The organism is Treponema sp., from assembly GCF_017430385.1.
In the GTDB taxonomy this organism is placed as follows: domain Bacteria; phylum Spirochaetota; class Spirochaetia; order Treponematales; family Treponemataceae; genus Treponema_D.
The window spans coordinates 1-12011 of record NZ_JAFRNB010000002.1 but is presented as its reverse complement, the minus strand read 5'-3'; the positions used below and the strand labels follow the sequence as shown (position 1 = coordinate 12011).

Here is a 12011-nt window from a genome sequence, read left to right as displayed (position 1 = left end):
TTGGTTTAAGTTTCCAATTAAAAAAGGAGGATTTTTTCCTATGAAAAAAATCGTATCAGTGCTGTCTGTTGCTGCATTGACCCTTTCCGCTGTCTTCGCGGCAGACATTTCTTTGTCATACAGACTTGGTGGCAAGTTGTATGCTGAGGAAAATAAAAAAAATGTCGATGCGCAGGGAAAGAAAACTGCAACACAGACGCGCGAATCTTTCAACCTCGAAGGTTATGGAGATTCAAACAAAGGTGATTTGGCATTTACTGCAAAAAATGACTTTGCAGGCTTTGCCCTCACTATTAATCCGGAAGATAAAGCCCTGGATAAACTTAATGTTGACACATACTATGGCTGGCTTAACTTCTCAAATGTTCAGGTCACAAGTGGTAAATGGTCTAGCCGATATGTAAACCGTCTTGATGCTGACGCTGGCAACTGGGAAGGCAGCGAGTTCGAGCGCTACAAGCCAGGTGTTGTCGGTGGTAAAATCGCTTTTGATATTGATGACCTTACAAAAGTAAATACAGGTATTAAGACGGATGATAATAAAAAAAATGTAAATGTAACTGGAAGTCAGTATTTCTTTGAAAGAAATACTGAAAACCGTCTTTCAACAGCTATTGCTTACACACTCCATAAAGACGAAGATACAGCTTTGATGGTTAAAGGTGTTTTGGTTGATAACGAATGGGGTTCAACACTCCGCTCAGACAAAGACCGCACTTATGACAGCACAACTTTTGCAAAAGCAAACGGCGGTGACATCGGATTCTTCTCTGGTTTCGCTGGTGAGGTTGCTTACAAAACTTCTGCATTTGACCTTAACTTCGTAGCAAAATCTTTGAAGCGTGACGAACTTGCACTTGGATTCTTCTTCCGCACAATCGGTGACTCTTCAAGCTACTTGTTCGGTCTTTCTGCAGGTCTCGACTTGGCAGAAAACAAAAACGCTGCCGGAGATAAACCACAGCACAACTATCGTGAGTTCGCATTTGACTTCCGCGCCCGCAAAAATCTCACGGAAGACCTTACACTTACAACAATGAACAACCTTTCTGTACTCAATGCAGAGAAAGCTAAGGAAAATGCTTCTGGAGACAAAATTAAATATGAAAACATGGATTTCCATCTCTGGGACATGGTCAGCGTAGCTTACAAACTCAGCGAAAAGGTAAAGGCACAGTTCACAGTTGAAAGCGAATGTGACCTCATTCACATGGCTCAGGCAGCTGATGGAGATAACAAATCTGAAATTTGGGGACCATTTGCTAATGGTGGCTTCCAGATTAGCGTTATTCCTGGCGTAGTCTACTCATTCAACGAAAACGCAACTCTTACAACAGGTGTTGTTGTTGATTTGTTCGAGATTGCAGCTTCACCAAAAGTTCAGGATGCTGTTAGAACACACAATGTTTCTAATATCAAAGTTCCTGTTGTCTTCAAAGTAGCTTTGTAATGGTGTGGGAGGAAGAAAGATTATGAAAAAAATAATTACAGCTCTGACTGTTACAGCTATGGCTCTTTCTGCAGCATTCGCAGATGTCAGCCTTGAATTCAAACAGATGGGACATCTCCTCGCTGACTCTGCAGATAACTCAACAGGTACACTCGACTTGTTCACAGGTTATGCAAATACATCAGCAGGAAACCTTAAATTCACAGTAAAAAACTCAAACGCAGGTGTTGAGTTTACAATCAAACCAACTCTCAACAACTCAGGCAACACAGTTGCATGGAACAACTACTACGGTTGGACAAAGTTCGCAGATGGTAAGGCAGAACTTCGTGCAGGCCGATGGGAATCTCGCACAGTAAACCGCTACAATGAGTATGCCGGTGACTATGAAAGCAACTGGTACGAGCGCTACAAGCCGGGTTCAATTGGTGGAAACACTGCTGACCTTAACCGCCTCACAAGCAAAGCTTTGGCAGCTCAGGTTCAGTACAAATTTGACGGTGCTTGGGTAACAGGTGCCCTCATTAAGAGCACTTATGATGCTTCATCTGGTATCAACTCACAGTCTGGTTGGGCTGCAGAATTCGGTACAGATGTTGGAGAAGGAACAAAAATCATCGTTGACTTCAAAAACCTCAAACAGGATCAGTATGCTTTCGGTGTATTCGGACGAAACACAACACTCAAGGAAGGTCTTGACTTCCAGGCTGGTTTCGTATTTGACCGAAGGGCAGCAACAGCAAACAACTTCTTGTGGGCTGTAGATTTCCGTGCTAAGTATGAACTTGGTGACAACCTCGCGCTCATCACAATGAACAACCTTACAAACGATGCTACAGTTGCACTCGCTGGTAAACCTGCAATCTTCAAGATTTGGAATATGGTCAGCCTTGCAGTTATGGCATCTGACAATGCCACAATCAACCTTACAGCTCACTGGGAGCATGACGACCTCTTGAACAATGCTGGTTTAGACCACAATACTCAGGGGCGTGTAACACTTGCTCCTATGGTCAATTATCTGGTTGGAAAGGGTGTTAACATCTCTGGTGGTGTGAACATCGATATTACAGGTTGGGGACAGCCAAATACAGCAACGTTCGCAATCCCATTCGTAGTTCATGTAAAGATCTAATGTAGCGTAAGGAATATGGAGGAAAAAAGATAATGAAAAAAATTATTAGTACTTTGGCCCTTGCTACATTGGCATTTGGCTCAGTGTTTGCTGATGTTACATTCACGACAAACTATAGAACACGCATGGCTGGTTTCAGCCGTGTAATCAACGCACAGCCTATCTATTCTAAAGACGCTTATGCAGAACAGCACAACTCATACTTGTTCGCACAGCGTGCTTATGCTGATGCATCTGACGACTTTGCAATCGGAGTTTCAAACGACTTCGGCGGTGCTTTTGTCAAAATCAACCCGAACCTTCAGAAACAGCCTTCTGACGATGACCGAGTTCCATTACTTAACGCTTACTACGGTTATGTAAACTTTGGTGCACTTACTCTCACAGCAGGTTTCCTTGATGGACGAAGCAACGGTGCATACCGCCTCACTGACAACATCGGTCACAACCTCGAAGGTCAGGATGCTTACGGTCAGCTCGGTTCTATGCACACCAAAGCAGTCAGCTTCAAAGCTGATGACATCACTTGGTATGACGGCAAAGAACGCCCGGTTGGTATCCTTACTTACAAAGGTGAGTTTGGTGACACAGTTGTTACAGCTGACCTCGTTGCAGCTGCTGTTGATAACGATGGTGCTACAAACACATGGGATGGTTCAAAAATCCACGCTGCATTCGGTGCTCGCTTGGATGCTAAACTCTCATTTGCTGCATTCCAGTTCGTGCTCAAAGAGCAGAAGAACCACTCAAAAGCAACACCAGCTGTTACAAAACGCTCTGTTGCATTCAGCGTTGCTCCAAACCTCGGAGAGAACATCAGCCTTGCACTCAGCACAGCTCTTGGTTTCTACAACGGTGATTTGACAGACTTCAACGGCGATGTTCGCTTTGAGTTCAAGTCAGGAAACATGGTTTTCACATCTTTGAACAAGATTGGCTATGTAACAGACACAGGCGTTTCTTCTTATAACCCACTTGGTTATGATGCTCATGTTGGTCTCTGCTTCGTTAAGAACGACGGAACTTTGGGTTGGCAGAAAAATGCTGAATCACAGTCTTCTATGTGGAACTTGCTTGGTTTCAGCATGGGTCTCTCTGAGAAACTCACAGTATTTGCTAACTTCGGTGATATCGTAGGCTTCAACGCAGGTAGAAAAGAAGTTGGTGACTTTGGTCTTGAGCTTTTCGTAGCTCCTGGAGTTCAGCTCTTCGCTACAAAGAACTGTTCAATCACAACAGCTCTTCGAGTTGGTGTTAACAACCTTCTCATGGACAAAGACACTTATGACAAAATCGAGCCTGCTTATGGCATCCTCGTTCCAGTCGTATTGCGAGTTCAGTTGTAGTCCAAAAACTACATAATTAGGCTGGCAACAGCCTAAAAAGCAACAAAAAGCCCCTCGTGCAGCTTGTACGAGGGGCTTTTTGTTTGTCGTAAGCAAAATACGTGCCGGCGAGCCTTGTGGCTGGCTACGAAGTGGTGGTTGAACTTGTCGAAACCACCAAAAAGGCGGTCGTGCCTTTCAGCTCAAAGTGATGCCAAGAACAGCAGCCTTTCGCTTTAATTCATCGGCATTTTTCTGTAATTCCGCTTCCCGGCGAGCAAGTTCGGCTTTCTGTGCTGCAATCTCCGTTTTCTGATATTCTACTTCAGCTTTCTGAGATTCAACTTCCGTTTTTTGAGCTTCAACTTCAGCTTTCTGAGATTCAACTTCCGTTTTTTGAACTTCAACTTCAGCTTTCTGAGACTCAACTTCCGTTTTTCGAGCTTCAACTTCAGCTTTCTGAGACTCAACTTCCGTTTTTTGAGCCTCAACTTCAGCTTTCTGCGATTCAACTTCGGATTTGAGGGCGTAAACTCTTGCCTCAAATTTTTTTAATGCCCTGTCCTTTTCTCTTCTGTCTGTTTGCATTGCGGCCCAATCATATAAGAATTTTTCTTCTGAGAGTTTGTATGCCCATGCGATTTTATCTTTGCTTATTTTGTTCAGATTAACTTTTGCCATATCCAAATCCTCCTTGAAGTCTGGGAAGTTTCGCAACATCGTTTGAACATGTTTGTCTGCGCCCGCTAATATTAGGATAGACCAAAATTCCAGTTCTGACAACGATTTAAGCGGCTTTTTCAAGATTTCCTTGATTTTCGGCAGCTCAATAAAGTGGATTTGGAAGTCTTTCTGCAGAACCGAATTGTCCTCGTTCTCCTTGAACATGTAAATATGATGCAGCCTGTCATCATCCGCCATTCTGAAATTCACGAACATAATCTGGTGAACCTCTGGCACACTCATGTATTTCTTTCCTTCCTTCAAGGCTCCGGCCATCAGTTTCGCGGCATAATACACTGAACGCTTCTTCTGGTCGTCATCATACTTCCTGCCCTGCATTTCGACATCTATCTCTGAGCCGTCGTCAATTGTGCAGTGGATGTCCAGCCGGGGTGCCTTTCCGCTGATGAACTCCGGCACTATCTCCGGGTTGAGGACCTTTGCCTTTACTACCTTTCTGTTAAGGACGGCAGTGAGCAGCCTTTTTCTGCAGTAATCAGCTTCTTTGCTTGGGTTTGCGAAGAATGTCTTGAAAACGATATCACTTTTTAAATCGAGCAGTTTTCCTGCTTTTACGGCTTTTTCTGCCTGCTCAAGGATTTCGCTGTCAAAATAAAGAAATAAATTTTTCATTGAAAATACTCCTTGTAGGCTCACGATTTCCTACATATAAGTATTTCCAAAATTTTTGCATTTTTGGCAACGCGATTTGAAAAAAGTCTAAAAAATGCGTGGAATTTGTTTGTTTTAAAAGGTATTATATAGGCATGAAAAAAAAGATATTTTTGGGGTTGCTGGCTGGTGCTGGCTTGATTTTTAGTGGTTGTGGGTCTACAAAAATTGCTCTTAAGGATCATTCACCGGTTGCAGTGTTTTCGATTATGGGCAGCACGCAGATTACATGGACTTCTGATAGCCCGGAAGAGTATGGACAGAATCAGTCTGGCGGTGTTTTGGGCACTTTGGTTAATAAATTCCTTGACGGAGACAATCCTGAGCTTACGACGGCTGTTGACCGCCTTGACTATGCCGATGACAGCCTTCGACAGATTCTCCCAGAGCTTACTGGATGCGAGATTCTTGACCGTAATGAAGTGACTTCTTCGGAAGCTTATGCAAATGTTTCGGCAAGCCATTTTAACACTCTGTCTGCTTTAAGTTCTGCGACGGGCTATAAGGATTTAACGACATTTAGTGCCAAAGAGATGCGCGGAGCTATGAAAGAACTTGGGGCAAAAACTGCCGTCTTGTTGCATTTTACTTTCCAGAAAAAAATTATTAGCGGAAACCGATGGAATGGAAAGTTCGGTGCGATTGTCACAATGCGTGTTCGACTCGTGAACGAAAAGGGCAAGGAGTATTTCAAAGGAACTTTTACCGCTCGTTCTGCTGACAAAATTAAAATTTCTAACCGCCAGTACGATAAAGCGGCTTTTGTTGAAACCGTTAAGCCTACGATTGACAGCTTAATCCGACAATTTGCGCTTTCTTTTGATGGACTTCCAGAAATCAATGAGGAAGAGCAGGAAGCCGTTCATGGACAACCGATTGCGATTCCGGTAAAGCCTGTTGAAAAACCGGCCGAAGCTGATTTGCCGGAAACTTCAGAAGAATCTGCTGAGTAATAGCTGAATAGTAAAATCCGTTGCCTCGCTTGCAGAAATGTGGCGACGGTGCAAAATATGATGCAAAAAAAAGCCTAAGATTTAATCCTAATGGAGCAATCTCAGGCTTTTTATATTTGGGTTAATCTTGTGGTGGAAATTACTGTGCTGTAGATTCTGTTTCAGGTGCAACTGCTTCTGCTTCTACTTCTTCGTCTGTTGAATCTTCTGTTTTTGGAGCGTTGCGTACTGGCAAAGCGATTGCCTGGCCTTTAACTGAGTCATCCTCAAGTTCTGGGGCTGCTCCTTCTGCGCCTGCAAACTCCATTGCGAACATTCGGATTGTAGAATCAATTGCTTCGTTGAGGGTTGCTACAAATGCACCTTTGTCGTATTTGTGGCTTGAAACTCTGGTGACTTCAGATGTCTGTGCAACATAAGTCTTGTTGAGGATTGTCTTGCCTTTTTCATTGACGACTTTTGCTTTGAGTGTTACGAGACCGCAGAATTTGCCGTTCCATTTGTTGCCTTTGAGCTGCTTCTTCTGGAAAGTGAAGTCGAGGAAGATACCTGATTTTGCACCGGCACCTTTGAGCAACATCCGGGTTCTTTTTGCACCCATTGCTGTCAAATCTTTGTAGCCAGTAGCTGTTTTTACTGATGCAAGAAGGTTGAAGTATGTTGAGTCAATGTCTTCATAAGCTTCGGAAGCAAGGAACTCTTCTTTTGAAATGAATTCTGCGCCTGTCATATCTGGAAGAATCTGGAAGACTGAATCATTTGCGTAATCAAGGCGATCGACTGCTGTAACGATTTCAGGATTTTCACCGTCAATAAGTTTGTTGACCATTGTTGAAAGAAGACCGTCGGAAGTGCCGTCTTCTGTATCATCGTTGCCGTCAGTGAGCCAAGGAACCTGTGCATTTCCTGTGATTGTGATTACTGCTACAGGTGAGTGCTCTTTGAGCGGAATCTTTGTTGAGCCGCAGCTGGCAAAAATAATTGCTGCCAGTGCAAGCAGAGGAATAAAAACAACATTTTTTTTCATTTTGTTCTCCTTATTTTATGCGCATCTTAGAAATCTCGATATTATATGCAATAAGAAAGACTTCAACAAGATGCATATAAAATAAAAACAAAACTTGCAGGCCTAAGTTACAATGTAACTCTCGAACAGGAAATCCATCCGTGGATTTCCTGATTCGTACGAGAATTTTCTTTTAGAAAATTCTCTCTTTGCTTTTACTCCGCATCCAAACGAGCGCAAGAACGAAAGCGCTCGATGCGGGGCCTTCCTTTCAGCTTACAATGTTACTCCGTCTTTGAAAATCGCAATCTCACGGTAGCCGTTCTTTTCGTTTTTGGTGACGGCTCTTCCCGAAACGATGTCGATAATCTGCTGCAAGAGTGCGTCGCGTACAGAATCGCTTGGCTCGTCGAGGATTCGGGCTGCATCAAAGTCAATCCAGCCGTGTTTGTTCTGTGCGAGCGGGTGGTTTGTGGCGATTTTGACTGTTGGAACTGGGGCACCGAGCGGTGTTCCTCGACCTGTTGAGAAGAGGATGATATTTGCGCCGGCTGCTGTCATGTCTGTTGTTGAAACGATGTCGTTGCCAGGGCCTTCAAGCAATGTGAGGCCTGTTACGTTCTGCGGGAGTCGTTCGCCGTACTTCAAAACGCCTGTAACCGGAGCTTTTCCGCCCTTCTGGACACAGCCCAAAGATTTGTCTTCCAAAGTTGTGATTCCGCCTGCTTTGTTTCCCGGTGAAGGATTTTCGTAGCAGACCTGGTTGTGGCGGGCGTAGTAGCCTTTGAATCCGTTGATAAGATTTACGGTCTTGTCGAATCGGTCTTTGTCAACGCAGCGGTTCATGAGCATCTGCTCGGCACCGAACATTTCCGGCACTTCGGTGAGCATAACGCGGCCGCCCATTCCTGTCATTGCGTCGCAGATTCGGCCAATCAATGCGTTTGCGGTGATTCCGCTCATTCCGTCTGAGCCGCCGCACTTCATGCCAAGCACGATGTCTGTGAGCGGAGCTTCTTCGCGCTGGAATTTGCCTGCGTATTCAGCAAGTTCGGTCAAAAGCTTTTTGCCTTCTTCCATTTCGTCCTCAAACTGCTGAGTCACCATGAATTTTACGCGGTTTTCGTCGTATTCGCCCAAAAATTCTTTGAAATACGGAACATTATTTTCTTCACAGCCAAGCGAAACTACAAGAACGCCGCCCGCATTCGGATGATGAACCAGGTCCGCCAGAATTTTTGCAGTTGTTTCCTTGTCGCCGCCCATCTGAGAACAGCCGTAAGGATGAGTCCAGGTGAAAAATCCTTCGACACCGCCCTTTTCGCTCGGTTTTGGCTCGCCACCACAGAATTTTGCGTTTGCCCACATTGCGAGATTTTCAGAGATTTTGTTTACGCAGCCAACGAGAGGCACAATCCAGACTTCGTTTCGGCTTCCAACACGACCGTCTGCACGCTTGTAAACATTCACGGTCGGAACATTTGCGCGCAATTTTTCTGTGTCTTTGTACCATGCGTCGTAAGCGGCCTTTGCCTTAGCCTCATCGTAAGTGTATTCAAGCTCGCCCGAAAGAAGAGTGTGGATATTGTGAGTGTGGACATGTTTGCCTGCCTCGATATCCTCAGTCGCTTCACCAATCGGATAACCATATTTGATTACCGGCTCGCCTTTTTTGATTAGTCTGATAGCGAATTTGTGTCCTGCTGTAATATCTTCCTGCAAAGTCACGGTCGTTTCTGGAACATTGTCCATAGCCTCAAGCACAACCTGGGTTCCCTTAGAAAGTGGCTGAAGAGCAACGGCAACAACATCCGCCGCATTTATTCTGATTGCAATTTTGCTCATAAATACCTCTGTATATAGTAGAAACTGATTTTATTATAGCCCGCACCGTCAAAAAGTATATGTAAAAAAAAGACGGGAATTTATATTATTTGGGCGTCCGGGCGGGCTATTCGCGAGCACTCTTGTTATCGTGCTCGTTTGGGTTCCGCTTCCGCTCCATTGCCTGCGACAACTTACGCCCCTACTATCCCTGACGCTTGGCATTTTAAGAAACTGTGGTATAATCTATATATTATTTAAATCTTTAGGGAGATTTTTATGAAGATTAGTGATTCAATCAAATATGTTGGCGTTAACGACCACAAAATCGATCTTTTTGAAGGACAGTTCGATGTTCCTGCAGGAATGGCTTACAATTCTTATGCGATTCTGGACGACAAAATTGCAATCATGGACACAGTTGACGAAGATTTTGGTGATGAATGGCTTTCAAACATTAAAAATGCACTCAGCGGCAAAAAGCCTGACTATCTCGTAGTCCAGCACATGGAAATGGACCACTCTTCAAACATTCAGAAATTTGTTGAGGCTTATCCTGAGGCAAAAATCGTCTCTTCAAAAATGGCTTTCGTGATGATGAAGAGCATGTTCGGCACTGATTTTGCAGACAAGCAGGTTGTCGTTGCAGAGGGCGGAAAGCTGGAGCTTGGCAAGCACGTTCTCAATTTTATCGCTGCTCCAAACGTTCACTGGCCGGAAGTTATTTTTACTTATGAATCAAGCGAGAAAGTTCTTTTCTCTGCGGACGGATTCGGTAAATTCGGTGCGAATGATGTTGAAGATCCTGAAGGCTGGGCTTGTGAGGCTCGCCGTTACTACTTCGGAATCGTCGGAAAATTCGGTGCGAATGTTCAGGCTGTTCTTAAAAAGGCGGCAAATCTTGAAATCAATACGATTGCTCCGCTTCACGGCCCGGTTTTGACTGGAGATGATGCAAAAGAATCAATCCGCCTCTACGATATCTGGTCTAGCTACGGCGTTGAGAGCGAGGGGGTTTGCGTTCTTTACACATCTGTTTACGGTCACACAAAAGCCGTTGCAGAAAAATTCGCCGAAATTCTCAAGGCAAAAGGCTGCCCAAAAGTTGCAATCAGTGACCTCGCCCGCGAAGACACTTACGAGTGCGTAGAAGATGCGTTCCGATATGGCAAGCTCGTTCTGGCCACCACCACTTACAACGGCGGCGTCTTCCCAATCATGAAGGACTTTATCGGCCACCTCACGGAGCGCAATTACCAGAACCGAAAGATTGGCTTCATCGAAAACGGAAGCTGGGCACCAATGGCAAACAAAGCAATGGCTGCCGCTTTTGAGCAAAGCAAAAATATCACAATCTGTGACACAAAAGTAAGCATCAAAATCACAATGACCGCCGAAAATACAGCTCAGCTCGAAAAACTTGCTGACGAAATCTTGGCTTAACTGGTTGTAGCAATTAGCGTTGAATAGGAATATAATGAGGCATTATGAAAAAATTATTATCATTTATTGCACTTTCTTCTATTATATTGCTTTCTTCGCTTTTTGCGGATGAATATTCTGTAAAAGTAACTTCTCCGAATGGTGCTCCTGCTTTAGCTTTGGCTTCACTGGCGGTTCAAAATCCGGAGAATTACACTTATGTTGCTGCGGAGGCAATCGCCGCTGAATTCGCCAGTAACAAGGCTGATTTTATCATCGCGCCGGTTAATGCCGGGGCAAAGCTTTTTAAGGCTGGCAAGTCTTCTTACAAATTGGCTGCGGTTGTTACTTGGGGCAACTTGTATTTTGCTTCTCAGAAAAAGAATTTCAAGATTAAGGACATCAAAAAATCTGAGATTACAATTTTTGGCGAAAATACAATCAATGCTTCGGTTGCGCTTGATGCGCTTCAAAAAAATAAAATTGTTCCAAAGACTGTAAATTATCTTGGAAGTGCGGCCGCAACTCAGGCACTTTTGCTTTCTGATGCAAACGCAATTGTTCTCACTGCAGAACCTGCTCTTACTGCCGCTTCTATGAAAAACAAGAACATTACGGCTTATGCTCTCAATGATTTGTATAAAAAGGCAACTGGTTTCGACGGATTTGCTCAGGCTGGTCTTTTTGTTCGTGCGGAAACTCTTGAGGCTCAGCCGGAAGCTGTGAACGCTTTCCTTGCCCTGGCAGAAGAATCTTGCGCAAAATGTACGAGCGATGTCGCTTCCGTTGCAAAAGATGCTGTAAAGCTCGAAATTTTGCCGAATGTGAAAATCGCTGAATCTGCAATCCCGAACTGCGCGATTCGTTTCCTTGGAGCAAAAGAAGCAAAAGTTCAGGTTGAGACAACTGCAAAAATCGACTTGAAGCAGTATGGTGGCGCGCTCCCGGCTCCAGAATTCTATTATGAAAAATAAATTGTCCTGCCGTGCTCAGGCAGGCGGTCAGTCTGGCACAAAGCCGGGCCGACAGTCAAATACCCTTGCCTTTTGTCTCGGAATTGTTTTAATCGGCGTGCTGATTCAGATTCTCGGAAAGGTGAAGGGTAATCCCCTTGTCTTTCCGAGCATTCTTGAAATTCTCCGTTCATTTTTTCGTCTGCTCGCCGATTCCCGGACTTATCACCTGATTTTTACAAGCCTGATTCATCTTTTTGTGTCGCTGGCGATTTCTACCGTGCTTGGAGTTTTGCTTGGTGTGGCAGAAGGTCTTTGCCCTTTTGTGAAGAAGATTTTTTCTCCGCTCATGATTATGCTCCGCTCGATTCCAATGATTGTAATGGTCGTGATAATCATGGTGCTTGCTGACTACAATTTTGTTCCGTATATTTCGGCTTGCATGATTCTTGTTCCGCTGATAAGCGAAGCGGCTTGCGAGGGCTGCCGGCGGATTGACAGGGAGCTGGTCGATGTTTATAGACTCAACAGCAATTTCAGCCCGCGGA

10 protein-coding genes are annotated in these 12011 nt (G+C 44.5%); 7 read left to right on the top strand and 3 right to left on the bottom strand.

The features are described 5' to 3' along the window. Positions 1-40: 40 nt before the first annotated feature. From IJJ71_RS00145 to IJJ71_RS00135, 3 genes are read left to right on the top strand one after another with little or no spacing between them, the layout of a single operon-like run. A complete protein-coding gene (locus IJJ71_RS00145) occupies positions 41-1450 on the top strand; it encodes a hypothetical protein (protein ID WP_296844598.1) in 1410 nt (469 codons plus the stop codon). 22 nt (positions 1451-1472) lie between these two features. Beyond that, positions 1473-2585, top strand: a complete 1113-nt coding sequence (locus tag IJJ71_RS00140; RefSeq protein ID WP_296844597.1) for a hypothetical protein — start codon at positions 1473-1475, stop codon at positions 2583-2585. A gap of 32 nt (positions 2586-2617) precedes the next feature. Then, positions 2618-3931 carry a hypothetical protein gene (locus IJJ71_RS00135; RefSeq protein ID WP_296844596.1) on the top strand — a complete coding sequence of 438 codons (1314 nt, stop codon included), beginning with the start codon at positions 2618-2620 and terminating at the stop codon, positions 3929-3931. A gap of 177 nt (positions 3932-4108) precedes the next feature. Here IJJ71_RS00135 and IJJ71_RS00130 read toward each other — a convergent pair whose 3' ends face one another. Beyond that, positions 4109-5266: an Rpn family recombination-promoting nuclease/putative transposase gene (locus IJJ71_RS00130; RefSeq protein ID WP_296844595.1), complete on the bottom strand. Its 1158-nt coding sequence runs from the start codon at positions 5264-5266 to the stop codon at positions 4109-4111. Between the two features lie 134 nt (positions 5267-5400). On the opposite strand from IJJ71_RS00130, the gene IJJ71_RS00125 reads away from it, so the two are divergent. Then, complete coding sequence (locus tag IJJ71_RS00125; protein WP_296844594.1) at positions 5401-6258, top strand: hypothetical protein; 858 nt, start codon at positions 5401-5403, stop codon at positions 6256-6258. Positions 6259-6397: 139 nt separating this feature from the next. Here IJJ71_RS00125 and IJJ71_RS00120 read toward each other — a convergent pair whose 3' ends face one another. Then, entirely contained in the window at positions 6398-7285 is an 888-nt protein-coding gene (locus IJJ71_RS00120) for a hypothetical protein (RefSeq protein WP_296844593.1), read from the bottom strand. A 255-nt stretch (positions 7286-7540) separates the two neighbouring features. Next, complete coding sequence (locus tag IJJ71_RS00115; RefSeq protein WP_296844592.1) at positions 7541-9109, bottom strand: UxaA family hydrolase; 1569 nt, start codon at positions 9107-9109, stop codon at positions 7541-7543. A 258-nt stretch (positions 9110-9367) separates the two neighbouring features. Between IJJ71_RS00115 and IJJ71_RS00110 the strand changes: the two genes are divergently transcribed. From IJJ71_RS00110 to IJJ71_RS00100, 3 genes are all read left to right on the top strand, one after another. After that, positions 9368-10531 (top strand): FprA family A-type flavoprotein, encoded by a 1164-nt coding sequence (locus IJJ71_RS00110; RefSeq protein WP_296844590.1) that lies wholly within the window; start codon positions 9368-9370, stop codon positions 10529-10531. Positions 10532-10575: 44 nt separating this feature from the next. Continuing rightward, positions 10576-11484, top strand: a complete 909-nt coding sequence (locus IJJ71_RS00105; protein ID WP_296844589.1) for a substrate-binding domain-containing protein — start codon at positions 10576-10578, stop codon at positions 11482-11484. Next, positions 11474-12011 (top strand): ABC transporter permease (locus tag IJJ71_RS00100; protein WP_296844588.1); only part of this gene is annotated, 538 nt, incomplete at its 3' end. The genes IJJ71_RS00105 and IJJ71_RS00100, both read left to right, overlap by 11 nt.

Excerpts from the sequence above, each read along its gene's own strand:
- IJJ71_RS00115 (WP_296844592.1), bottom strand. The coding sequence starts at position 9,109 with ATGAGCAAAATTGCAATCAGAATAAATGCGGCGGATGTTGTTGCCGTT.
- IJJ71_RS00140 (WP_296844597.1), top strand. The coding sequence starts at position 1,473 with ATGAAAAAAATAATTACAGCTCTGACTGTTACAGCTATGGCTCTTTCT.
- IJJ71_RS00120 (WP_296844593.1), bottom strand. The coding sequence starts at position 7,285 with ATGAAAAAAAATGTTGTTTTTATTCCTCTGCTTGCACTGGCAGCAATT.
- IJJ71_RS00125 (WP_296844594.1), top strand. The coding sequence starts at position 5,401 with ATGAAAAAAAAGATATTTTTGGGGTTGCTGGCTGGTGCTGGCTTGATT.
- IJJ71_RS00135 (WP_296844596.1), top strand. The coding sequence starts at position 2,618 with ATGAAAAAAATTATTAGTACTTTGGCCCTTGCTACATTGGCATTTGGC.
- IJJ71_RS00105 (WP_296844589.1), top strand. The coding sequence starts at position 10,576 with ATGAAAAAATTATTATCATTTATTGCACTTTCTTCTATTATATTGCTT.
- IJJ71_RS00130 (WP_296844595.1), bottom strand. The coding sequence starts at position 5,266 with ATGAAAAATTTATTTCTTTATTTTGACAGCGAAATCCTTGAGCAGGCA.
- IJJ71_RS00110 (WP_296844590.1), top strand. The coding sequence starts at position 9,368 with ATGAAGATTAGTGATTCAATCAAATATGTTGGCGTTAACGACCACAAA.
- IJJ71_RS00145 (WP_296844598.1), top strand. The coding sequence starts at position 41 with ATGAAAAAAATCGTATCAGTGCTGTCTGTTGCTGCATTGACCCTTTCC.